Source organism: Microbulbifer mixtoriginis (SeqCode) (genome assembly GCF_052467235.1).
Window position 1 is genome coordinate 2,146,420 of the sequence record NZ_CP174305.1, and the last position, 22,542, is coordinate 2,168,961.

Annotated in this window: 21 protein-coding genes; 15 read left to right on the forward strand and 6 right to left on the reverse strand. The window is 54.5% G+C overall.

What is annotated here, in order from left to right:
* Positions 1-6: 6 nt before the first annotated feature.
* On the reverse strand, positions 7-657 hold the full coding sequence (gene pyrE, locus ACJJIO_RS09450; RefSeq protein ID WP_444899476.1) for an orotate phosphoribosyltransferase: 651 nt from the start codon (positions 655-657) through the stop codon (positions 7-9).
* Between the two features lie 117 nt (positions 658-774).
* Between pyrE and ACJJIO_RS09455 the strand changes: the two genes are divergently transcribed.
* Positions 775-1,542 (forward strand): exodeoxyribonuclease III, encoded by a 768-nt coding sequence (locus ACJJIO_RS09455; protein WP_252083884.1) that lies wholly within the window; start codon positions 775-777, stop codon positions 1,540-1,542.
* Positions 1,543-1,650: 108 nt separating this feature from the next.
* On the opposite strand, the gene rph is transcribed toward ACJJIO_RS09455, so the two are convergent.
* Entirely contained in the window at positions 1,651-2,370 is a 720-nt protein-coding gene (gene rph / locus ACJJIO_RS09460) for a ribonuclease PH (protein ID WP_252083885.1), read from the reverse strand.
* A gap of 109 nt (positions 2,371-2,479) precedes the next feature.
* On the opposite strand from rph, the gene ACJJIO_RS09465 reads away from it, so the two are divergent.
* The 4 genes from ACJJIO_RS09465 to ACJJIO_RS09480 all read left to right on the forward strand — a co-directional run bounded on the left by ACJJIO_RS09465 (position 2,480) and on the right by ACJJIO_RS09480 (position 8,193).
* Positions 2,480-3,367, forward strand: a complete 888-nt coding sequence (locus ACJJIO_RS09465) for a YicC/YloC family endoribonuclease (RefSeq protein WP_444883201.1) — start codon at positions 2,480-2,482, stop codon at positions 3,365-3,367.
* Between the two features lie 103 nt (positions 3,368-3,470).
* Positions 3,471-4,046 carry a rhomboid family intramembrane serine protease gene (locus ACJJIO_RS09470; RefSeq protein WP_444883202.1) on the forward strand — a complete coding sequence of 192 codons (576 nt, stop codon included), beginning with the start codon at positions 3,471-3,473 and terminating at the stop codon, positions 4,044-4,046.
* A 649-nt stretch (positions 4,047-4,695) separates the two neighbouring features.
* Entirely contained in the window at positions 4,696-6,441 is a 1,746-nt protein-coding gene (locus ACJJIO_RS09475; RefSeq protein ID WP_444910838.1) for a S8 family peptidase, read from the forward strand.
* A 357-nt stretch (positions 6,442-6,798) separates the two neighbouring features.
* Complete coding sequence (locus ACJJIO_RS09480) at positions 6,799-8,193, forward strand: S8 family peptidase (RefSeq protein WP_444910839.1); 1,395 nt, start codon at positions 6,799-6,801, stop codon at positions 8,191-8,193.
* Between the two features lie 78 nt (positions 8,194-8,271).
* Here the strand turns inward: ACJJIO_RS09480 and ACJJIO_RS09485 are convergent, their stop codons facing one another.
* Positions 8,272-8,814 (reverse strand): carboxymuconolactone decarboxylase family protein, encoded by a 543-nt coding sequence (locus ACJJIO_RS09485; protein ID WP_444910840.1) that lies wholly within the window; start codon positions 8,812-8,814, stop codon positions 8,272-8,274.
* A gap of 156 nt (positions 8,815-8,970) precedes the next feature.
* On the opposite strand from ACJJIO_RS09485, the gene ACJJIO_RS09490 reads away from it, so the two are divergent.
* From ACJJIO_RS09490 to ACJJIO_RS09515, 6 genes are all read left to right on the forward strand, one after another.
* Positions 8,971-9,567 carry a TetR/AcrR family transcriptional regulator gene (locus ACJJIO_RS09490; RefSeq protein ID WP_444883206.1) on the forward strand — a complete coding sequence of 199 codons (597 nt, stop codon included), beginning with the start codon at positions 8,971-8,973 and terminating at the stop codon, positions 9,565-9,567.
* Between the two features lie 138 nt (positions 9,568-9,705).
* Positions 9,706-10,950 (forward strand): sterol desaturase family protein, encoded by a 1,245-nt coding sequence (locus ACJJIO_RS09495; RefSeq protein ID WP_444910841.1) that lies wholly within the window; start codon positions 9,706-9,708, stop codon positions 10,948-10,950.
* 244 nt (positions 10,951-11,194) lie between these two features.
* Positions 11,195-11,815 (forward strand): guanylate kinase, encoded by a 621-nt coding sequence (gene gmk, locus ACJJIO_RS09500; protein ID WP_444910842.1) that lies wholly within the window; start codon positions 11,195-11,197, stop codon positions 11,813-11,815.
* 100 nt (positions 11,816-11,915) lie between these two features.
* On the forward strand, positions 11,916-12,179 hold the full coding sequence (rpoZ, locus tag ACJJIO_RS09505) for a DNA-directed RNA polymerase subunit omega (RefSeq protein ID WP_252086044.1): 264 nt from the start codon (positions 11,916-11,918) through the stop codon (positions 12,177-12,179).
* Between the two features lie 54 nt (positions 12,180-12,233).
* Positions 12,234-14,351 carry a bifunctional GTP diphosphokinase/guanosine-3',5'-bis pyrophosphate 3'-pyrophosphohydrolase gene (gene spoT, locus ACJJIO_RS09510; protein WP_252083894.1) on the forward strand — a complete coding sequence of 706 codons (2,118 nt, stop codon included), beginning with the start codon at positions 12,234-12,236 and terminating at the stop codon, positions 14,349-14,351.
* Positions 14,352-14,507: 156 nt separating this feature from the next.
* Complete coding sequence (locus tag ACJJIO_RS09515; protein ID WP_444910843.1) at positions 14,508-14,891, forward strand: Rid family detoxifying hydrolase; 384 nt, start codon at positions 14,508-14,510, stop codon at positions 14,889-14,891.
* Between the two features lie 81 nt (positions 14,892-14,972).
* Here the strand turns inward: ACJJIO_RS09515 and ACJJIO_RS09520 are convergent, their stop codons facing one another.
* Together ACJJIO_RS09520 and ACJJIO_RS09525 are read right to left on the reverse strand one after the other, a co-directional pair.
* Complete coding sequence (locus tag ACJJIO_RS09520) at positions 14,973-15,857, reverse strand: NAD-dependent epimerase/dehydratase family protein (RefSeq protein ID WP_444887588.1); 885 nt, start codon at positions 15,855-15,857, stop codon at positions 14,973-14,975.
* A gap of 229 nt (positions 15,858-16,086) precedes the next feature.
* Positions 16,087-16,347 carry a GlsB/YeaQ/YmgE family stress response membrane protein gene (locus ACJJIO_RS09525; protein ID WP_252083897.1) on the reverse strand — a complete coding sequence of 87 codons (261 nt, stop codon included), beginning with the start codon at positions 16,345-16,347 and terminating at the stop codon, positions 16,087-16,089.
* A 189-nt stretch (positions 16,348-16,536) separates the two neighbouring features.
* Between ACJJIO_RS09525 and ACJJIO_RS09530 the strand changes: the two genes are divergently transcribed.
* Complete coding sequence (locus ACJJIO_RS09530; protein ID WP_252083898.1) at positions 16,537-17,460, forward strand: hydrogen peroxide-inducible genes activator; 924 nt, start codon at positions 16,537-16,539, stop codon at positions 17,458-17,460.
* On the forward strand, positions 17,439-19,541 hold the full coding sequence (recG, locus tag ACJJIO_RS09535) for an ATP-dependent DNA helicase RecG (RefSeq protein ID WP_444910844.1): 2,103 nt from the start codon (positions 17,439-17,441) through the stop codon (positions 19,539-19,541). Before ACJJIO_RS09530 ends, recG begins: the two co-directional genes overlap by 22 nt.
* 10 nt (positions 19,542-19,551) lie before the next feature.
* Here the strand turns inward: recG and ACJJIO_RS09540 are convergent, their stop codons facing one another.
* Complete coding sequence (locus ACJJIO_RS09540) at positions 19,552-20,868, reverse strand: dicarboxylate/amino acid:cation symporter (RefSeq protein ID WP_444910845.1); 1,317 nt, start codon at positions 20,866-20,868, stop codon at positions 19,552-19,554.
* A 115-nt stretch (positions 20,869-20,983) separates the two neighbouring features.
* Here ACJJIO_RS09540 and ACJJIO_RS09545 point away from each other — a divergent pair, with 115 nt between their 5' ends.
* Both ACJJIO_RS09545 and ubiA read left to right on the forward strand, forming a co-directional pair.
* Positions 20,984-21,595, forward strand: a complete 612-nt coding sequence (locus ACJJIO_RS09545; RefSeq protein ID WP_444910846.1) for a chorismate--pyruvate lyase family protein — start codon at positions 20,984-20,986, stop codon at positions 21,593-21,595.
* Positions 21,596-21,658: 63 nt separating this feature from the next.
* Positions 21,659-22,501, forward strand: coding sequence for a 4-hydroxybenzoate octaprenyltransferase (gene ubiA / locus ACJJIO_RS09550; RefSeq protein ID WP_444910983.1), 843 nt, complete (start codon positions 21,659-21,661; stop codon positions 22,499-22,501).
* Positions 22,502-22,542 lie beyond the last annotated feature (41 nt).

Here is a 22,542-nt window from a genome sequence, read left to right on the forward strand (position 1 = left end):
TCTCACTTAACCCGTTACGCCGTAACGCTGCCGGTAATCGACAATTTTTTGCAGGGTTTCACTATCCTGAGACTCCTGCTCGAGGAAACTGACTATATCATCCAGCTGTACAATGCTAATGACTGGGATATTAAACTGCTGTTCGACCTTCTGAATAGCGGAGAATTCACAATCTTCGCTGGCCTTTTCCTGGCGATTTAAACCGATGACCACACCAGCCGCTTCGGCACCGTGAGATTCGATGATTTGCATCACCTCACGCACCGCGGTACCAGCCGTAATCACATCATCAATGATCAAAACCTTGCCATTAAGCGGCGCACCCACTAAGGTTCCGCCTTCGCCGTGATCCTTGGCCTCTTTGCGGTTGTAGCAGAAAGGCTTATCGATACCTTTCTGAGCCAGTGCCACGGCAGTCACCGCACCCAGCGGGATACCCTTGTAAGCCGGTCCGAAAATGACATCAAACTCCACTCCCGAAGCGATAATCGCCTCGGCGTAAGCCTGTCCCAGTGCGGCTAGTGCCGCACCGGTGTGGAAGCGGCCAGCATTGAAAAAATAGGGGCTTTGACGGCCTGACTTCAGAGTGAAGTCACCAAAACACAACACCTGATGATCCAGGGCCAATTGGATAAAATTGCGCTGATATTGCTGCATGGAAAATTGTTAACTATTAGCTAAGGTGAAGGGAGACCTCCCCGTAGCATTTCTTCCGGGGATAGGCATGCAAATAATGTTTCTAATGATACACAGTCCGCTGGTAAGGGGCTAATAATGCGAATAGTAAGCTTGTCTGTAGACGGCGTTCATCAGGCCGCACAGCGCGGTCTCTACGATTGGTTAGCTGAGCAGGATGCAGACATTATCTGCCTTCAAGACCTGCGCTCTCTGGAGCCGGAGCTAGACCACCCCATATTCCACCCCGATGGCTATTACAGCTACTTCTTCGATTCGGGAACGCCCCATGAAAACGGCGTGGCGATCTATACACGCAACCAGCCCAAAGCCATTATTTTCGGTATGGGTTTCGCCAACGGCGAGGATATGTATGGGCGCTATTTACAGGCAGATTTTGAACGCCTGAGTGTGGGTTCTCTGTTAGCGCCAATAGCCACTGACGAGGCTTCACTGGAAAAAAAGGTCCAGTTTTTCGACGACATGCAAGCGCACCTGCACAAAATCAGCCGCAAGCGCCGCGATTTTATTTTCTGCGGTAATTGGGGCATGGCACACCGCCGTGCCGATGTGCAGAACTGGCAGGACCACCAGGATAACCCTGGTTTCATGCGTCACGAACAGCGCTGGTTGGACCAGCTGTTCAATGAAATTGGCTATGTCGATGCCTTTCGCCGCGTGGTCAAAGACACCGATGAATTTACCTGGTGGCCGAGTGGCACCGTAGGCGAAGGTGATGGCTGGCGTACCGACATGCAGATCGTTTCACACGGGTTGAAAAATCGTATTGAGTACGGTGCGATTAACAAGAATGTGAATTTCTCCAGCCACCTACCACTAATGATGGATTACGACCTGGAAGTATAAACCGTTGAGGACTCGGCCCATTTCGGCTGAGAGTAGGGGAGCCGAGTCCTGTCGCGAACCGACCCGCTTTACAGCGGGAGCGGTCCTAACTCAGCAAAATACAAAGCCTCACTCATCCAAGGCTTTTTGCTGTATCTCGATCAGTTCATCGATTCCCGCTTTACCCAAGCCCAGCATCTGCGCGAACTCTTTCTCGGAAAAAGGCTTACCTTCAGCGGTACCCTGTACTTCGATCATACCTCCGTCTGCCGCCATCACCAGATTCATATCCGTATCAGCCGCGCTGTCCTCTGGATAGTCCAGATCCAAAACCGGCTCGCCGTCATAAATTCCGACAGAGACCGCCGCGACAAGGTTGAGCAACGGATCCTCAGCGAGAATTTTTTCCCGCTGCATATGGCGCAGCGCATCCACCAAGGCTACACAAGCGCCGGTAATAGCCGCCGTGCGTGTGCCGCCATCGGCCTGGATAACATCGCAATCCAGGGTGATCTGATTCTCTCCAAGCTTTTCCAGATCCACCGCTGCGCGCAGGGAGCGGCCAATCAGACGCTGGATCTCTACAGTGCGGCCGCTCTGTTTACCCTTGGCTGCCTCACGCGGCATGCGGGAACCTGTAGAGCGCGGCAGCATGCCATACTCCGCGGTGATCCAACCGCTGCCCTGACCGCGCAGGAAGCGCGGTACTTCACTCGACACTGAGGCATTACACAGAACTTTTGTGTCGCCAAATTCTACCAACACAGAGCCCTCGGCGTGGCGGGTGTAGTTTCGGGTAATTTTTATCTGGCGCATCTGCGCCGCCGCGCGGCCACTGGGACGCTGCATAGCTCACCTCGGTCAATGAATGAAAGCCCTGCATTATATACCCCCACATGGATATCCGAACGCTGTGCTATGATGCCGAGCCGATAAATACGCCTGCAGGGGATGAGCAATGGCCAATAACCGGGAACAGAACAAAGTGCGAAGCATGACAGCCTTCGGTCGCGCCGAAGCCGCTTATGCCACAGGAAACGCCATTTGGGAGCTGCGCTCGGTCAACCATCGCTATCTGGAGCCGCACTTCCGTCTGCCCGAGGTCGCCCGCCCTCTGGAAGCGCAGTTACGAGATATTTTGCGGAAAAGTTTATCCCGTGGAAAAGTGGAACTCACGCTTACAGTAAAACCCAACAGTGTGGAAACGAGTGGGCTTGAAATTAATCAGCCGCTGGCACAAGCATTGATTAACGCCGCCAAACAAGTGACCGGCGGTGAAGGCGCCCAACCACTCAACCCCCTGCAGATTCTCCAATGGCCCGGTGTTATTAGCGAACCGGAAGCCGATACTGAGCAGCAATCCGCCACTATTTTGCAGGCGTTTCGCGAAGCGCTAGAACAACTGCGCGCGAATCGTGAGCGTGAGGGTGCGGAGTTAGCCAAATTTATTGAAGCTCGCTTAAAAGGCATTGAAGAACAAGTCGCCCTAGTGCGGGAACTGCTACCACAGATTCTAGAGGCACAGCGGGAAAAACTGCGCAACCGCCTGGAAGAGCTCTCTATAGAATTGGATAAGGAGCGCTTGGAACAGGAAATTGTACTGCTCGCTCAAAAAGCCGACGTCGATGAAGAACTCGATCGCCTAAATGCCCACACTGTAGAAACCCGCCGGGTACTCGCTGGAGGCGGCGCTATAGGTCGGCGCTTGGATTTTCTTATGCAGGAATTTAACCGCGAGGCCAACACTCTATCCTCCAAGTCCGTGGTAACCGACACCACCCAGGCTGCAGTAGAGCTGAAGGTCTTGATCGAACAAATGCGTGAGCAAGTACAAAATATTGAGTAAGCATATTGTGGGGCTTTTTAAAACCAAAATAAGAGCCCCGTATTCACGTTCTGCTAAAAAACTATCTGCTGCTTTACCCAGCTAACATTAAAATACATTTTATATGCGAAATAATATTAAATGGGTTGGGGCTATATTCTTAGCTGTAACCATTATTGAAATTATTAATATATTATCCGGCCGCTCATTGAATTACTTCGGCCTAGTTCCTAGATCCATCGACCATCTGCCCCATATTTTTACCGCTCCATTGCTACACGGAAGCATCTGGCATTTTCTATCCAATATAGTAACCCTGTGCGTTTTCAGTTTTTTGCTGTTGCAATATGGAGTGAAAACCTACCTAAAAGTCACTCTGACGATTATTGTCACCACTGGCCTTGCCGTTTGGCTATTTGCTAGAGGCGGGAATCATCTGGGCGCAAGTTCAGTAATTTATGGCTATTTTGGATTCTTATTGCTGGCCGGCTTTATCAGCAAGCAGTTTGTTCGACTAATGATATCCATTTTTGTCGGATTGGTTTATGGCGGGCTTATTTTTGGTGTGCTGCCACAAGGAATGTATATTTCCTGGGAATCGCATCTATTCGGTTTTCTCTTTGGCATAATGGCTGCAAAAATATGGGCCCACACACCCAACCCTATTACGGACCGACAAGCTGTATCTAAAAATTCATAGTTTTTCTCTAGCAAATTCACAGCAGGCACACAGGGAGCCGGATGACCGCTCTCTGTGTGCACTCAAAAAAATAAAAACAAGTTTCCGGCCATAGTTCGTACAGACGGCTGAATGCTGTTTTGAAGTAATTGTGATGTCAGAAAAGTTACCAGTCAGTATTCAGCGCGAACTCTGAAAGAAGCTACCACTGGGGATTAATGCATGCGCTGTGACAAAAATACTTAAAATTACCTCGCACCAGAAAGGCATAAAATCATTTGCTGCCAAACAGTGATTTACTGTTTTTTTCTGCAAAACCGATAACCACCCCTCGCCAACTGAGCTCGTGAACTAAGACACACCTTCTCACTGACCAAGTTCTCATTACCTGACTTTTTTCTAAAAAATTATAAATTTGTCGTCATAAGCCACACAATTTCAGGTTCCTCAGCTGAGGACAATAATCTCAAAGTCGTTATATATCTGTGCCAATGTGAAACTTTGGTACTAATTTTGGTCTTTTTAACCGCCAAATGCCTATTCTGGCGGCTATTCGGGACTTTCTATTGGCAGATATATTTCTGTCAGTGAAAGATCTTTTCAGGAGTGACCGATAGACCAGCTGATTGGCTGGCTGTCGGATAACAATAATTTCGAAGAGCAAATAATAATGACTTCACCACTCAAGAACCTTCGGCAGAAGACGGCTCTAGCGAGCGTTTTTACACTGCTATGCACTGCGCCCTTCACTGCCCAGGCACAACAAGCGGACAACGCTCTGCTGACGGACCGCATCATCGTTAAATACAAGGAAAGTGCCAAGGTTGGCCGGGCTGCCAGCATGGCCAGGGAAACGGTGGAAAAGGCCTCCCGTCGCGCCGGCCACAAAATGCGTCACCTGCGCCGTATGGCCACTGGTGCTCAGGTAATGCGCCTGGAAGGTCGCAAAAACAGAACGGAAATGAACGCGATTATCAACCGTCTGAAACAGGATCCGGATGTGGAGTACGCTGAGCCGGATCTGATGATGCGCGCAATGGCTGTGCCCAATGACTCTAGCTATCTCAACCAGTGGCACTACTTTGAGTCCACCGGCGGTCTGAACCTGCCATCGGCCTGGGATGTCACTCAGGGTGAGGGAGCGGTTGTCGCGGTGCTCGACACCGGTTACCGCCCACACCCTGATCTGGTGGGCAATATTCTGCCGGGCTACGACATGATTTCTGACACTTTCGTGTCTGTAGACGGCGATGGCCGTGATAGCGATGCCACAGACCCAGGCGACTGGTATACGGACAAAGCCTGTGGCGATGATCCTCGCATCCCCTCGGAAAGCGACAGTAGCTGGCACGGCACCCATGTCGCCGGCACCATCGCGGGCGTCACCAATAACAATATGGGTATCGCCGGTGTCGCCTACAAAGCCAAGATTGTACCGATACGCGTGCTCGGCCGCTGTGGTGGCTATACCTCAGATATCGCCGATGGCATCATCTGGGGCGCCGGCGGCTCTGTCAGCGGCCTGCCATCCAACCCCAACCCCGCACAAGTACTCAACCTGAGTCTTGGTGGTGGTGGCAGCTGTGCCACGACAACTCAGAATGCTATCAACACCGCACGCAGCCTCGGCGCCACTATCGTAGTCGCTGCCGGTAATGAATCCGATAACGCCAGCCAATACACTCCCGCCAGCTGCGATGGCGTAATAACTACTGCCTCAACGAACCGCGATGGCGGCCGCTCTTACTTCTCCAACTACGGCAACGTAGTGGATGTTGCGGCACCGGGGGGAGCGCAGAGTTTTGCTAACGACCCGAACGGCATTCTCTCCACCCACAATAGTGGCAGTACCGTCGCGGGCAGCGATAGCTATGTCTATATGCAAGGCACCAGTATGGCTGCCCCACATGTTGCCGGTGCTGCCGCACTACTGTATTCGGTAAACCCTGACCTGGGCCCGGACGACATCGAATCGATACTCACCACCACCGCACGCAGTTTCCCATCTTCATGCAGCGGCTGTGGTGCCGGTATTGTCGATGCTACAGCAGCTGTGGCCATGGCGAGCGGCGGTAGCGATGGAGACAACGGTGGCGATAACGGAAATGGCGGCGGTGTCAGCTGGACCGAATCCAACCTTTCCGGCAGCTCCGGCAGTTGGAACGACTTCACCATCGAAGTCGCTGCGGGTACCACAAGCTTGAATATAGAGATGTCTGGCGGCAGTGGCGAAGTCGACCTCTATGTCCGCCATGCCAACTACCCCACTCTGCGCCGGTACGATTGCCGCCCCTACCTCTGGGGCAATGAAGAGAGCTGTACTATTAGCAACCCTGACTCGGGTACCTGGTATGTCAGTGTTTACGGTTACGACTCCTACAGCGGCGTCACCCTTAAGGCTGAAACCACTCCCTAATTGACGACATAGGCCGGCGCCATAAGCTCCGGCCACGGAAGAGGTATTTTGGTGCGGATTAGCAATAAAGAACCAAAGTACCTCACCCAATTGGGGCGCGGGAAAGGGAAATAACGAGCTGTGCGTTACGCGGCTAAGTAAGAGGCCATGCCTCTGCACCCCTGCACCAACCCCGAACTTTGCCAGCTGTATCGACAAAATTCCTTAATGCACTTTTTTCGGGCACATATTTTGCCTGTGTTCTAACGGTGCCACGCTTTTTTGCAGTTCTACCGAAAGCCAAGCACCCGGATTTCCCCTCTTGTCAGCTAAATATTGACCAGGGTGATAACCATCCATCACGGAGAGATAACAATAATGAAAACACCACTGAAAAATCTATTGCATAAGTCCGCACTGGCCGGCGTATTTTCACTGCTGTGTGCAAGCCCCTTCGCCGCCCAGGCCGAAGATACCAGCAACGCTCAAATCACCGACCGCATTATCGTCAAATACAAGCAGGGCGCTAAAATAGGGCAGGCGGCCAGACTGGCTCCAGAAACCGTAGATAAAGCCTCCCGCCGCGCCGGCCATAAAATGCGTCACCTGCGCCGTATGGCCACAGGTGCTCAGGTGATGCGCCTGGAGGGACGCAAAAACAAAGCAGAGCTCGAGGCTATTATCAGCCGCCTTAAACAGGACCCCGATGTCGAGTATGCAGAGCCCGACTTGATGATGAAGGCCATGGCCGTACCCAATGACCCCAGCTATTACGATCAGTGGCACTATTTTGAGTCTACCGGTGGCCTTAATCTGCCGGCAGCCTGGGATACCACTCAGGGCGAGGGTGTGGTCGTTGCAGTTATCGATACCGGCTTCCTGCCCCACGCAGATCTGGCTGCTAACCTGCTGCCCGGTTACGACATGATTTCCGATACCGATGTCTCTGTGGATGGCGACGGCCGCGACAGCGATGCCACCGACCCCGGCGACTGGTATACCAATACCTACTGTGGTGACCCCCGATATCCGGAAGCGGACAGCAGCTGGCACGGTACCCATGTCGCCGGCACCATAGCGGCAGTGACCAACAATAATATGGGCGTAGCCGGTGTGGCCTCCAAAGCGAAGATCGTACCCGTGCGAGTACTCGGCCGCTGTGGCGGTTACACTTCAGATATTGCCGACGGCATCATCTGGAGCGCCGGCGGTTCTGTCAGCGGTGTCCCAACCAACGCCAACCCCGCCCAGGTACTGAACTTGAGCCTGGGTGGGAGCGGCAGCTGCGCTACCACAACGCAGAATGCCATCAATACTGCACGCAGCCTCGGTGCCACCGTCGTGGTTGCCGCCGGCAACTCCGCTCGCAACGCTCGCCGTTACACGCCGGCAAGCTGCTCGGGGGTTATTACTGTTGCCGCCACAGATCGCTCCGGTGGTCGCGCCTACTACTCTAATTACGGTAATGTGGTCGACGTAGCCGCACCGGGTGGTGAGACCAATGTAATAAGCAGTGATGGTGTGCTATCCACTCTCAACAGCGGCAACACTGTAGCCGTTACGGATTCCTATGCTTACTATCCCGGTACCAGCATGGCCACCCCCCATGTAGCCGGTGCCGCAGCTCTGATCTATTCGGTGAACCCCAATGTGACACCCGATCAGGTAGAGTCTATTCTCACCAGCACCGCGCGCAGTTTCCCGTCCTCTTGCTCGCGCTGTGGCTCTGGCATTGTCGACGCTGCTGCGGCAGTGGCAGCGGCCAGTAACTGATATCCCCACCGCTTGTGGATCTTATAGAAAGGCCGGCAAGTGCCGGCCTTATAGCTTTCCCATGCCGGCCCACGCAATCTAACGAACAAACGCGGCAAATTGGCGGTCAACCGGCGTATCTGCAAGATGATTGATGTAATTGCTCATCACTTTCTGCGCAACCCCAACAATAATCTCCAACAGGTTTTGGCGGTTATAGCCCACTGCGTAAAACCGCTCTGATACCTCATCTGAAATCACACCGCGCTCACGCACAATCGCCAGGGTGGTATCCCGCAGTACTTCAAGTTTTTCACTAGGTAGGGGCGTCTTATTGCGAAGGGCCTCATTCACTTCGTCCGCTACTTTCATCGCCTTGGCAATAGCGCTGTGTGCCGGTACACAGTAGTGACAGTTATGCTCCACATTGATGCTCTGCCAGATCACGGTCATTTCTTCGGCATTGAATGAGGTGTCCAGGAAGTACTGATGTAAATCCTGGTAAGCCGCCAGGGCTTGGGGCGACTCTGCCATAACCCCGTGCAAGTTGGGGATAGAGCCAAAGGCCTTGATAGATTTCTGGAGGAGGGGTGTGCTGTCTTGCGGTGCACTTTCAAGATCGTAAATCTGGAACTCTTTCATCGCTGAACTCACCTTTAATGTTTGGGTTAAATACTTGAGCGATCGATCAAGCATTGTGAGACTAACCAATATTGAGCGACCGATCAACAATAAAGAGTAATTGGCGGATATCTCTTGAAAGGGTAAAATTTGAGCAATTGCTCAAGTGGAGGCAACATGGCGAATACCGCGAAATTTGACCGCCAGGAAGTATTGCAGCGGGCAACCTGGCTTTTCTGGCAAAAAGGGTTTCACGCCACATCGACTCGTGACCTACAACAGGCCACCAATCTTCGTCCTGGTAGTATTTATGCCGCTTTTGGTAGTAAATCTGGACTTTTCAAAGAGGTTCTAAGCTATTACGCGCAAAATCGTGACCAATTACTCCTTCAATGCATAAATGACGAAGGCAGCAACCTTGGAGGCTTGCGTGCCTATTTCCATTACATATTGCTAGGTGACGATGTTGATGCCCCAAACGAGCTCTGCCTTTTAGCTAAAGCCATCTCAGAGCTGGATGAAGGAGAAGAAGCACTATTGGCCGAGGCCCGCGCTTTACTGGCTGCACATGGGGCAAAGTTCCGTCAGTATCTGGAGAGTGCGGTGAATGCTGGAGAGCTTTCAAAACAGACAGACTCGGCGCTGCTCGCTCGCCAGTTGCAGGTTCAAATGATTGGGCTGCGAACTTATCTCCGCGCCACCTCGGACCGCGCTGCGGTTGAGCAAATGATCGAACAGTTGTTTGACCCAGCCTGCGTGCAGACCACAAGTTGAGAAAAAGGCGATTATAAGCGGCCTCTTATACAAACGCTGACGGATTTCGGAATCCAGCCCCTGCGGTTATTTGACCAGCGCAGCCCCTATGGCACATTCAGGAGAAACGGTATCGAGTAATAACAATAAGAGGTCACCGTGGATCTGATTACCTTCGCCATCCCTTTTTTCCTGATCGCCGTACTCACAGAACTCGCACTGGACCGCTGGAAAGGTTGGGGGCTTTACCGCCTCAACGATGCCCTGGGAAATTTGAGTACGGGTATCCTAAGCCGCATACTTGGGCTTACTTATAAAAGCCTATTTCTAGTCATTTATATCCCGCTATACCAGCTGCTGCAGCCTTACTACCAAGCAGTCGGCTTCGACTGGTCCATGAGTAATGGCTGGCACCTGGCACTAGCTGTACTCGCCTACGATTTTTGTTACTACTGGAAGCACCGCATCTGCCATGAGGTCAACGTGTTCTGGGCGGAACACTTGGTGCATCACCAAAGCGAGGATTACAACCTCACCACTGCCTTGCGCCAGTCTAGCGGTGGGTTGCAGTTGGATTGGGTATTCTATTTACCCCTGCTGCTGATTGGCTTGCCAGCGGAAATGGTGATCGTGGCCGGAGCCATAGATCTGATTTACCAATTCTGGGTACACACGCAAAAAATTCCCAAAATCCGCTGGATGGAATGGCTGCTGATTACCCCCTCTAACCACCGAGTACACCATGCGCAGAACAAGGTGTACGTAGATAAAAACTACGGCGGAATCCTGATCTTATGGGACCGCCTATTTGGTACCTATCAAGAGGAGCTGGAGGGGGAGCCCTGTATTTACGGTGTGCGCAAACCCCTTAATACCTTCGATCCTCTGGCGGCAAACCTGCAACATCTGAAACGCATGGCGCAAGACGCCTGGTATACAAAAAACTGGTGGGACAAATTTACCCTTTGGTTCCGCCCCACCGGCTATCGTCCCGCAGATGCCGAAGCGGCAATGCCAGTCCCCTCCACCAACCTGAAATCTTTCCAGCGTTACAACCCACAGATTCATCGGGCCCGGCGCAACTACGCGCTGGGCCAGCACCTGTGCTATTCCGCTGCCACCCTGGCACTCCTGTGGTACTACCAGAGCCTGGAGATTCCCTTACTGCTGGGGGCAGTAGCACTGTTGGTTTTTGGCCTGGTAGTCAATGGGCGAATTCTCGATAACCATCCACTGACCAAATATCTGGAACCCTTACGCCTGGCCCTCTACTGCGGGGTGCTGCCGCTGTTAAACACACAATTTGTCCCAATTTTTAGCGCTTATATTGCGATCAGCGCTCTGGCCTGGGGGTGGTTGGCAATCACTTGCAAAGAGGATACAGTCGCTGTCGTTTGCGATTAGCAACAAGGAGTGAACCTCGATTACAGGATGTTGGTGGTGATCGAGTGATCTCCCGCTGGGCGATCCCGGCCGGGCTCAGAAGGCAGTTTATAGCGCCTCCTGAAACTCCCAACACTTACCCCCCAATTCCGGCCGGGGTTTAGCCTTTTCCTCCTCCTTTCTCCTGGAATTGCGCAATTGCCAGTCACCGCTCAGGTAACGGCTTCGGTTATAATGCGCGCTTTGCCCCCGAACAGGATCAGTTGTGCAAACAGGAACCCTCTATACCGTATCCGCCCCCTCCGGCGCAGGGAAAACCAGTCTCGTCAAAGCACTGGTGGATAGCGACAGTCAGGTCACCGTTTCTATCTCCCATACCACCCGTTCCATGCGTCCGGGCGAGGTCAACGGTGTCGATTACCACTTCGTGTCGCGCGAGGAGTTTCTGGCAATGCTTGAGCAAGATGCCTTCTTCGAGCACGCTCAGGTATACGGTGATAATTACTACGGTACTTCCAAAGGCAGTATCGAGGAAATTCTCGCTGGTGGCCGCGATGTAGTCCTGGAAATTGACTGGCAGGGTGCCGCTCAAGTGCGCCGTCTGCACCCAAAGACCGTCGGTATTTTTATTTTGCCGCCCTCTCAGGAGGCCCTGCGCGAACGCCTCACAGGTCGAGGCCAGGACGACGAAAGTGTGATCGAGCGTCGTATGGATCAGGCCATTGATGAAATGACCCACTACGTGGAAGCCGACTATCTGGTGATTAACGACGATTTCGAGCAGGCCCTAATAGAGCTTGGCTCCATCTTCACCGCCCAGCGCCAACGCCTGGAAAAGCAACAGAAACGCCACGGTGAACTGTTGCAGGCACTGTTGCGCCATTGAGCCGGTTGATCGAATTGCGTACACTCCCCGGTCCGGTAAAATAACCGGTCCCCCGAACAGAATTCGCCCACCCGGGCACAGTGAATGGAACCGAAAGTTTATGGCACGTATCACCGTTGAAGATTGCCTGGAGCACGTCGACAACCGCTTCGAACTCGTTATCGTGGGTAGTAAGCGCGCCCGCCAGATTGCCACCGGCGGACAGGATCCGATGGTTCCAGAAGAGAACGACAAACCCACGGTTATCGCCCTGCGTGAAATCGAAGAGGGCCTGGTTGATGCGAGCATTCTCGACCAGCCAGATCGTGAAGAGGCCCCGGCACCCATGGCGGCCCCGGCCTATCTGTCCGACCAGGAAATCTGATTTCGATCTGTTCTGACCTAGAGTTTATGAGTTTTACGAGAGGCGCGCGCGGCATTGCACACCATCGATAGTCTGGCCCACCGCCTCTCCTCATACCTGCCTCCCGAGCAAATCCAAATAGTCCGTCGCGCCTATTTCTACGCGGAACAAGCCCACGACGGTCAGCAGCGACGTTCCGGTGAACCCTATGTGACCCACCCTCTGGCGGTGGCCACTATTCTCGCTGGCATGCATATGGATCACGAAAGCCTGGCTGCTGCCATGCTCCACGATGTGATCGAAGACACCGGAATCCCCAAAGCCGCACTGGAAGAGCAGTTTGGTGGCGAAGTTGCCGATATTGTCGACGGTGTATCCAAACTGACCCAGTTTGAGACAGACAGCGCCGCGGAAAAACAGGCGGAAAACTTCCAGAAAATGGCTCTGGCCATGGCGCGCGATATACGCGTGATTTTGGTCAAGCTAGCCGACCGCTTGCACAACATGCGCACCCTCGGCGCACTCAAGCCACAGAAACGCCAGCGCATCGCTCGCGAAACCCTGGAAATCTACGCACCCATTGCCCACCGCCTGGGTATGAACGATGTGCGTATCGAGTTTGAGGACCGATCCTTCTTTGCGATCCACCCACTGCGCGCCAGCCGACTGCGTGCCGCTCTGGTAGCCGCGCGCGGCAATCGCAAGGAACTGCTGGAGCAGATCCAGAACGCCATTGAGCTGCGCCTGCAGCGTGAAGGAATCAGCTCCCTGGTGATTGGTCGCGAGAAACACCTATTCAGCATCTACCAAAAGATGCGCGCCAAGAAGAAATCCTTTAAAGAGATCATGGATGTCTACGCTTTCCGCATCATCGTGGACAGCGTGGACACCTGCTACCGGGTGTTGGGCGTAATGCACAGCCTCTATAAACCCGTCATCTCCGAATTCAAGGATTATGTTGCCATCCCCAAATCCAATGGATACCAGTCACTTCACACAGTGCTGCTAGGGATGCACGGGGTGCCTATCGAGGTGCAGATTCGCACCAAGGAAATGGACGAAATGGCTAATAGCGGTATCGCCGCCCATTGGCTGTACAAGGCTTCCGGCGATGAGGTGATCAACACTGGTGGTACTAGCCAGGTACGTGCACGCCGCTGGGTGCAGGGCCTGCTGGAGATGCAGCAGCGTGCCGGCGACTCCCTGGAGTTTATTGAGAACGTTAAAATCGATCTCTTCCCCGACGAGGTCTATGTATTCACCCCCAAAGGGCAGATTGTCGACCTGCCCGCCGGTGCCACCGCCGTGGATTTCGCCTACTCAGTGCATACAGATATCGGCAACTCCTGTGTGGCAGTGCGGATCAACCAGCGCTTGGCGCCCCTGTCACAGCCGCTGGCCAGCGGGCAAAAGGTGGAAATTCTCACCCGTAAAAATGCTCAGCCAAACCCAAACTGGCTCAACTTTGTTGTAACCGCCAAAGCCCGCAGCGCCATTCGACACTTCCTCAAACACCAGCGCCACCACGACTCCATTACTCTGGGGCGGCGTCTGCTCGAAAAGGCCCTGGGTAAATTTAATACCCGACTGGAAGAACTGACACCGGAGCAACTGGAAAAAGGTCTGCAGGAAGCCAAGTGTGCCACTCTGGAGAAATTGCTGGAGGAGATAGGCCTCGGCAACAAAGTCGCCTTCTCGGCGGCCAAGCTATTGGCTCCCGCGCACAGTGAAGAGGCGGAAGCGAGCAATATCTCCTCACCACTGACCATTGATGCCCAGGAGGGCATGATGATCAGTTTCGCCCGGTGCTGCCGACCAATTCCGGGGGATACCATCATCGGCCATATCAGCTCCGGCAAAGGCGTAGTGGTACATCGGGATACCTGCCGCAATACCAACGAATTCCGCGAACACCCGGAAAACCTGATGCTGGTGAACTGGTCCCCAGACGTACGCGGAGAGTTCCTCGGGGATGTGCGGGTGGAAGTGGAGTCCGAGCGCGGCATTATCGCGCGCCTGGCCACCCGTATTACCGAAGAGGGGGCCAGTATCGAGCAGATTAATGTGGATGAAAAAGACGCCCATAACAGCGTAATTTCCCTCACATTAGAGGTCAGTGGCCGTATTCATCTGGCAAGAGTCATGAAAAGGCTGCGTAACCTGCCGTCGGTGATCCGTATCTCGCGCCCGTAAGATACTTGGATATCGTTCTGGCGAGCTAATTATCGACTCACTGAGAGCGAGCTTCTACTCCGCTTTTTGGCCTATGGCTTCGCTGCCATTCACTACAAAAGCGCGCTATATTTACTGGCTTTCCGCAACAAATAGCAATAAGTAATGGAGTGCCCAATGCCCAACCGCGCAATTATCAAAACAGACAAGGCTCCGGCAGCAGCCGGTACCTACTCCCAGGCGGTAAAGGTCAACGATACGGTATACCTGTCCGGGCAAATAGGACTGGATCCCGAGACTCAGCAGATGGTTTCCGGTGGTTTTGTCGATGAGGCCCACCAGGTTTTCCGCAACCTTGCAGCCGTTTGTGAGGCCTCGGATGGATCGCTCCAGCATATTGTGAAGCTCAATCTCTACATCACCGACAGCAACAACTTTGCCGCAGTGAATGAGGTGATGGCGGAGTTTTTTCAGGTGCCCTACCCAGCGCGTGCCACGGTGGTCGTTAAGGAGCTGCCGCTTGGTGCCCAGTTTGAAGCCGAGGGGGTGATGGTGCCTTAACCCAGCAGAGCGCCAGCCTGCAGTGCCGGACTTCCGCCCGGCACTGCATTTCTAGATTTCTCTCTCGTAGATTTGCCGCTGTCAGCCTTCCGCTTCCAATAGCGCACTGTAGCCCACTTTGTAATCGGGATACTTGAGCTGGTAACCACTAGCGAGCAAGCGCTGATTACTGAGTTTTTTCGAGCGGCGTTCGCTGGTCTGCACAATCTCACGCAAATGAGCGCTGGTATAGCCCATAGCCTTCACCAGCCACTGCTGTAGTTCATACATGGGGACCGGCTTACTATCGGCGCCGATATACAGTGGCTCTGGTATCCAACCCTGCTTGTGCCTTTCAACCAGGTGCAACAAAAAGCCAATGCAATCGTCCACATGAATACGGTTACTGAACTGGGGGGGCTGGGGCGGGGCACAGCGACCGGCGCGTACCTGAGAGAGCAAGCGGTCACGCCCCGGACCGTAAATTCCGGCAAATCGTACAATACAGACCCCGGGAATCGCCGAGCGTATGATCTCCTCCGCTGCGAGCAGCGCCTCTCCCTGAAAACCACTAGGTGCAGGAGGCGTCTGCTCATCGAGAAAATCATCACCGCTCTGGCCATACACGCGGGTTGAAGACGCCCATATCACCAAGCGCGGCGGTTTTGGCAGGCGTGAAATGGCCTCGCCCAAAGCCCGCGCGGTTTCCACGTAAGCGCGCTGATAACCGCCAGGGGTATGTTCATCCGGAGTAAATGTGGCGAGGACGATATCGGCACCATCCGTCAGCAGGCGCTCGATATCCCCCACCTTGGTGGCATCCCCCCGACGCCAATTAACCGCATCCGCTCTGCGCTTACTCGCCAGAGCCACCAGAGGGTTGCGTCGCATGCCGTAAACACTGTACTGCTTGCGATCTATATTTAGAGCGAGGCGCGCCCCCAGATCACCACACCCAAGGATCCAAAGCTTCTCTTTTTGTGTCATATAGTTCCCGACAATCTTGCGCCTGGGACAGCGTCGACTGCCATATTCCCTTGATATTGTGCTGTTGCGTCCCGCAGAACTCCTCAGATGAGAAGTCCCTAGTCTTATTCATTAACTATTAAACGGTGCGCCAAAAAAAATCCGCAAACGATTGCGGTTTTGCCATCCATGAATAACGATGCGAGGCACTTTCACGCCTCACCATTCCATCTGCCGCTCTGGTATTGAACTAATTACCGCGCCCTTTGAGTAGGCGGTAGACAGCGAGAAAGATAATCGCACCAATGGTGGCTGTTATTATGTCGCCAAATCCGAAACCGGTCACGGGGCCACCGAATCCAATCAGGGCACCAAGCCAACCACCGATGAAGGCACCGATAATGCCAATCACCATTGTGACTATCCAACCACCTGGGTCTTTACCTGGCATGATCCATTTGGCTAAGGCGCCGGCAATCAGTCCGAGAATAATCCAGGATAAAACTCCCATGGCGTTTCTCCATTCTGTTGGCCCTCATAAGATATAGCAAAATTTTGCGCCTCAATTCCATAACGGCGTCCACAATTGGTATTTTTTCCCAACTTTGTGCCTGAGGTGACAGCTTAGCGCTAGGGTGTGGTCAGCAGCTATTATTTATGAATAATAGCTATCAAATACTATCGCTTAATTGTCTTTACCATGACTCTCAATGAACTGCGCTACATCGTCACTCTCGCTCAGGAACAGCATTTCGGCCGCGCCGCCGAGCGCTGCTTCGTCAGCCAACCGACCCTGTCTATCGCAGTAAAAAAGCTGGAGAAAGAGCTGGGCGTCGCCCTTTTCGAGCGTTCCAAAACCCGGGTACAGGCCACGCCATTGGGGGAGCGTATCGTCGCCCAGGCCCAACTAGTACTGGAACAGTCTGCCGCTATTAAAGACATCGCCAGCGCCGGTAAGGACCAACTGGCGAGCCCCCTCTCGGTCGGGGCGATTTTTACTATCGGCCCCTATTTGTTTCCGCACTTTATTCCGCAGCTACAGCACCTGGCCCCAGATATGCCTCTCTACGTAGAAGAGGGCTACACCGCCACTCTGCGCCAACGCCTGCGCAAGGGCGAGCTGGATGCGATCATTATCGCGTTGCCATTCACCGAGCCCGATGTGGTCACCCAACCACTTTATGACGAACCTTTCGTGGTATTGATGCCGGCTGGGCACCCCCTTGCCCAGCAGGAATTCATAGATCCCGAGCAGCTCACCAAAGATAATGTGCTGTTGCTTGGGGAGGGCCACTGCTTCCGCGACCAAGTGCTGGAGGCCTGCCCACATTTGCAGGTCACTATGGAGAAGGAGAGCGGTGGTGGAGGCATTCGCACAGCCGCCGATGGCAGTTCGCTGGAAACCCTGAGACACATGGTGGCCTCGGGTCTCGGTATCACCGTATTGCCATTCTCCGCTGCCACTGCTTCGCAATATGCCAGCGGGCTGCTGGAAACACGCCCCTTCAAGGCACCGGGGCCCCGGCGCACCGTCGCATTGGCTTGGCGTGCCAGCTTTCCACGCCACCGAGCTATCGATATATTGCGTGAGGCCATCAGCCAGTGTCATCTGATCGAGCCATAAACAACCTTGCAGATCAGCCGGTTACCAACCTCAAAGGGGTAGGAGACAAGTTTGCCCAGGTCCTGGCCAAACTGCATATCCACTCCCTGCAAGACCTGCTGTTCCACTTGCCGTTGCGCTATCAGGACCGCACCCGGGTGGTGCCGGTGGCCGGGCTCACTGCCGGGATGGATGCGGTTATTGAGGGCGAGGTAACTGCCGCCGATGTAGTTTTCGGCCGCCGACGCAGTCTGGTAGTCAAGCTTCAGGATATGAGCGGCAGTATCACTCTGCGTTTTTTCCACTTTTCTGCTGCGCAGAAAAACCGCTTTGCCCGCGGCGCACGCCTGCGTTGCTTCGGCGAGGCGCGGCGTGGCGCTGCCGGCCTGGAACTCTACCATCCCGAAACTGAAATTGTCGGCAGCGAAAACGCCACTACCGAGGAAACCCTGACACCGGTTTACCCCCTGACCGAGGGCGTCAGCCAGGGGCGTATGCGCGGTCTGATGCAACAAGCCGTGGAGCTCCTGCGCAGTGGAGCCGTGACCGAACTGCTCCCTGCAGATTTACTTCCAAAGCCATTGCGTTACCCATTGAGTGACGCCCTGGTTTATTTGCACTCGCCACCTGCCGGCACCCAGTTGGAAAAACTCGCCGCCGGCACACACCCCGCACAACAGCGCCTGGCCCTGGAAGAGCTGCTCGCGCACCATTTGAGCCTGCTGGAATTGCGGCGCAACAGCGCAAGGGTTGCGGCACCACCACTGCCCGCCAACAAATCTTTGGAGAGAGATTTCCTCTCGCGCCTGCCATTTTCGCTCACCGGTGCACAGCAAAGAGTCTGTGAGGAGATCGCCGAAGACCTCGCCCAGGACCTCCCCATGATGCGCCTGTTACAGGGAGATGTCGGCGCCGGTAAAACCCTGGTAGCGGCCATGGCTGCCCTCAAAGGCATCGGCGCTGGTGCTCAGGTGGTGGTGATGGCGCCGACAGAGATTCTCGCCGAGCAGCATAGAATCAATTTCTGTAACTGGCTTGAGCCTCTCGGCGTACAGGTAGCGCAACTTACCGGCAGCTTAAAAGCCGCCGAGCGCCGCGAACAGCTGGGCAAAATTGCCAGTGGCGAGGCGCAGCTGGTGGTAGGCACCCACGCACTCTTCCAGGAGGGGGTGGTGTTCCACAACCTGGTGTTGGTGATTATCGACGAGCAACACCGTTTCGGGGTGCGCCAGCGTTTGGAGCTGCGTGAGAAGGGCGCCGCCAGCGGTGCCACCGGCAGGTTGCAACCGCACCAGTTGATTATGACCGCCACCCCAATCCCCCGTACCCTGGCTATGTCCGCCTTTGCCGATCTGGACTGCTCCATCATTGATGAGCTGCCTCCCGGTCGCCAGCCTATCAACACCGTGGCGATCTCTAACGACCGCCGCGACCAGGTGATGGAAAGAGTGCACAGTGCCATCGCCGAGGGGCGCCAGGCCTATTGGGTCTGCACTCTGATTGAAGAATCCGAGAGCCTGCAGGCTCAGGCCGCAGAGTCCACCGCCGAGGAATTAGTGGAGATGCTCGACGGGGCGCGTGTGGCCCTAGTACACGGGCGCCTTAAGCCGGAGCAGAAAGAGCAGGTGATGAGCGCTTTCAAAGCTGGTGAGGTAGACCTGCTGGTGGCAACCACGGTGATCGAGGTAGGGGTAGATGTGCCCAACGCCAGTCTGATGATTATCGAAAACCCAGAGCGCCTGGGCCTCGCCCAGCTGCACCAGCTGCGCGGTCGGGTTGGGCGCGGCTCCATAGCCAGTCACTGTGTGCTGCTCTACGGTACACCACTGTCACAAAATGGACGGGCGCGCCTACAGGCGCTGCGTCAGCATAGCGACGGCTTCGCCATCGCTGAGGAAGACCTGCGTCTGCGCGGACCAGGGGAAATTCTCGGCACCCGCCAGACTGGAGAGATCCAACACCGTATCGCAGATCTGCAGCGGGATGCGGAACTGCTGCCACAAGTGCAAAAAATAGCCATATCCCCACATTTGACGGAAGGGATGCGACAGCAGCTAATTAAGCGTTGGTTACAAAACAAGCCCCGTTTCGCCGAGGCTTGAGGAGAACGCCCTAGTGGGCGCCTACTGTACTGTTGTCGTTGATGCTGACACTCTTGTAATTGGCGTCGTAGTAAGTCTCCTCGTCCAAGGCGCCTTCACTCTTCGCCACCACACTGCTCACTACCGCATCTCCGGTGATATTCACTGCGGTGCGCACCATATCCAGTAGGCGGTCAACGCCGATCACAATGGCAATCCCCTCCAGCGGGAGTCCCACCTGCTGCAGCACCATACCGAGCATAATCAGGCCGACGCCGGGCACCCCGGCAGTACCAATAGAAGCCAGGGTTGCTGTCAGGATCACAGTCAGGAAGCCGGTCAAGCCTATCTCAATACCAAAGAACTGAGCGATAAAGACCGTAGCCACACCCTGCATAATCGCGGTGCCATCCATATTGATGGTTGCACCCAAGGGAACGGTGAAAGCAGCCACCTTGTTGTCCACACCTAAGCGCTTCTCAACTGTCGCCAGGGTTACCGGTATGGTTGCTGCAGAGGAAGCTGTACTAAAAGCAAAAATCATCGTCGGACGCATCTTTTTCAGCAGCTCAAGGGGCTTTAGGCCACTAAACAGCTTCAGTAGAATCGAATAGACGCCCAGTGCATGAATAATCAAGGCTGCCAGTACCACCAGGAAGTATTTACCCAGTTGCAGTAAGCCTTCTAAGCCCAAACCCGCAAAAGTTTTCGCCAACAGGGCAAAAACTCCGTAGGGAGCAAACACCATCAACACCCCCACCATGCGCAGTACAACGCTATTAAGATCGTTGAAGAAAGCTGCAATGCGCTTCCCTGGCTCGCCGCAGCGGGAGATCGCATAGCCCATCAATAGGGCAAACACGATAATTTGCAGCATATTGCCCTCGGCCATGGCTGCGACTGGGTTGGTGGGAAAAATATTTACCAGCACTTCAGAGAGTGGGGGGGATTCTTTTGGTTGGAAAGAAGACGTTGCCGCAGCAGCAGCCTCGCTCACACCCACCCCAGGCTGGAAGATCAGTGCCATGCACAGGGCCAGGGTTATAGCGATAGCCGTTGTCAGCATATAGAGCAGCACGGTTTTACCCGCCAACGGACCGATCCGGCTTCCTTCAGATAGTGCACAGGCACCACTGATCAGAGAAACCAATACCAACGGCACCACCATCAGCTTCAGAGAGGCGATAAAAATTCGCCCGATAATGTCGAACAGGCCACCGGTCAGGTAGAGGTTGATTGCGTTGGTAACACCCTCACCGAGCAACTGGCTCATATTCAGGATATTGATCAGGATTCCCAGCCCAATACCCGCGATCATCCCCAGCAGAATTTTGGTCGTAAGCCCCATAACAAGCTTCTCTTTATAAATTCATTGTTTTCATTAAAGGGAGCACTATATCCATTGCCGCCCCGGTGAGCAAAAATCCAACGGGGTGGCGCCAGCCGCCAGTGGGCAGGGTACAATGCCCTTTTTACCGACTGCGGAGTTATCGTTGCACCAGTCTCCATTTGTACCTGCGGGCGATTGGCGGGGGCAGCCGTTTGAATCGGCACAGTCCCAACCACCAGAAAGCCTGATGCCGTGGCTGGCATACACCGGTTCGCTCACCGCTGCACTGAAGCAACTGAGTGGAGGGGATTTCAGTGTGCGGGTACTTGGTCAGAGCTGGCAACTACCCCGAGCGGAGGAATGCCGCGCGCTCAATTTAAATCGCCACAGCCGCGCCCTGGTGCGGGAGGTACTACTAATGGGGTGTGGCCAACCCTGGGTTTACGCGCGCAGTGTTCTGCCCCTGCGCAGCCTGCAGGGTAAGTCCCGCAACTTACGCAGTCTCGACGACCGGCCTCTGGGGGAGCTGCTGTTCAGCGAACCAGGGATTCGCCGAGGCGAAATAGAATTCAACCAATTGCGGCGCAACCCCGACTTGCAGGCTCAAGGACTCTGCGACGGCGGCGACAGTGCCTGGGGGCGCCGCTCAATTTTTTGGCTGCGGGGCAAGCCCCTTTTGGTCGCAGAGGCCTTTCTAACGCAGTTTTGCCCCGATGGCCCACCTGCAGTCCCCGCAAACCAATAACCAAATACAGGGAGATTAGCCACCGTGATTAGCCAACAAATCGCCGCGCGCTGGCCCGCCGCAATGCCCTATTGGCAATTAGCGCGTATGGATAGGCCCATTGGCTCCCTATTACTTCTGTGGCCCACTTGGGTCGCACTATGGCTTGCGGCGGGGGGCTGGCCAGGGCTGCACCTATTTGCAGTGTTCACTTTGGGCGTCATCCTGATGCGTGCGGCCGGCTGCGCGGTAAATGACTTCGCCGACCGCGAGATTGACGGCCATGTTAAGCGCACCGCCACGCGCCCCCTGGCCACCGGCAACGTTACTCCCAAGGCGGCTCTTGGCCTATTCGCCGGGCTCAGTTTCGCGGCTTTTCTGCTGGTGCTCACCACCAATCAGCTAACGATTTTATTGTCATTGCCAGCGCTGGCATTGGCCTTCTGCTACCCCTTTGCCAAGCGGCACACTCACCTGCCTCAAGTCGTATTGGGTGCGGCATTCAGTATGGGGATCCCCATGGCCTTCGCCGCAGTGACAGGCGAAGTCCCCCCCCAGGCCTGGCTTCTCTATGTCGCCAACCTGTTGTGGACCCTGTGCTATGACACTTTTTACGCCATGGTAGATCGGGATGACGACCTAAAAATTGGAGTTAAATCCACAGCAATTCTGTTCGGGGAAATGGACAGAGCCATGACTGCCACCCTGCAGCTTTTGGTTCTAATGGCACTGATGTTGATCGGCCAGCGCTTCGGCCTCGGCGCCATTTACTACTTGGCAGTTACGGCTATAGCGGCGCTCTTCGCCTACCAGCAATGGCTGATCCGCAACCGCGATAGAGAGGCCTGCTTTAAGGCATTTATCCACAACAACTGGGTAGGGTTGGTGTTTTTTGCCGGAATATTCCTGCATTACCTCTTCAATTGATCCAGGTCTGGGAGTTCAGGCATAACCGTCATATATTTGTC

Excerpts from the sequence above, each read along its gene's own strand:
- pyrE (WP_444899476.1), bottom strand. The coding sequence starts at position 657 with ATGCAGCAATATCAGCGCAATTTTATCCAATTGGCCCTGGATCATCAG.
- ACJJIO_RS09455 (WP_252083884.1), top strand. The coding sequence starts at position 775 with ATGCGAATAGTAAGCTTGTCTGTAGACGGCGTTCATCAGGCCGCACAG.
- rph (WP_252083885.1), bottom strand. The coding sequence starts at position 2,370 with ATGCAGCGTCCCAGTGGCCGCGCGGCGGCGCAGATGCGCCAGATAAAA.
- ACJJIO_RS09465 (WP_444883201.1), top strand. The coding sequence starts at position 2,480 with ATGGCCAATAACCGGGAACAGAACAAAGTGCGAAGCATGACAGCCTTC.
- ACJJIO_RS09470 (WP_444883202.1), top strand. The coding sequence starts at position 3,471 with ATGCGAAATAATATTAAATGGGTTGGGGCTATATTCTTAGCTGTAACC.
- ACJJIO_RS09475 (WP_444910838.1), top strand. The coding sequence starts at position 4,696 with ATGACTTCACCACTCAAGAACCTTCGGCAGAAGACGGCTCTAGCGAGC.
- ACJJIO_RS09480 (WP_444910839.1), top strand. The coding sequence starts at position 6,799 with ATGAAAACACCACTGAAAAATCTATTGCATAAGTCCGCACTGGCCGGC.
- ACJJIO_RS09485 (WP_444910840.1), bottom strand. The coding sequence starts at position 8,814 with ATGAAAGAGTTCCAGATTTACGATCTTGAAAGTGCACCGCAAGACAGC.
- ACJJIO_RS09490 (WP_444883206.1), top strand. The coding sequence starts at position 8,971 with ATGGCGAATACCGCGAAATTTGACCGCCAGGAAGTATTGCAGCGGGCA.
- rpoZ (WP_252086044.1), top strand. The coding sequence starts at position 11,916 with ATGGCACGTATCACCGTTGAAGATTGCCTGGAGCACGTCGACAACCGC.
- ACJJIO_RS09515 (WP_444910843.1), top strand. The coding sequence starts at position 14,508 with ATGCCCAACCGCGCAATTATCAAAACAGACAAGGCTCCGGCAGCAGCC.
- ACJJIO_RS09520 (WP_444887588.1), bottom strand. The coding sequence starts at position 15,857 with ATGACACAAAAAGAGAAGCTTTGGATCCTTGGGTGTGGTGATCTGGGG.
- ACJJIO_RS09525 (WP_252083897.1), bottom strand. The coding sequence starts at position 16,347 with ATGGGAGTTTTATCCTGGATTATTCTCGGACTGATTGCCGGCGCCTTA.
- ACJJIO_RS09530 (WP_252083898.1), top strand. The coding sequence starts at position 16,537 with ATGACTCTCAATGAACTGCGCTACATCGTCACTCTCGCTCAGGAACAG.
- ACJJIO_RS09540 (WP_444910845.1), bottom strand. The coding sequence starts at position 20,868 with ATGGGGCTTACGACCAAAATTCTGCTGGGGATGATCGCGGGTATTGGG.
- ACJJIO_RS09545 (WP_444910846.1), top strand. The coding sequence starts at position 20,984 with ATGCCCTTTTTACCGACTGCGGAGTTATCGTTGCACCAGTCTCCATTT.
- ubiA (WP_444910983.1), top strand. The coding sequence starts at position 21,659 with ATGCCCTATTGGCAATTAGCGCGTATGGATAGGCCCATTGGCTCCCTA.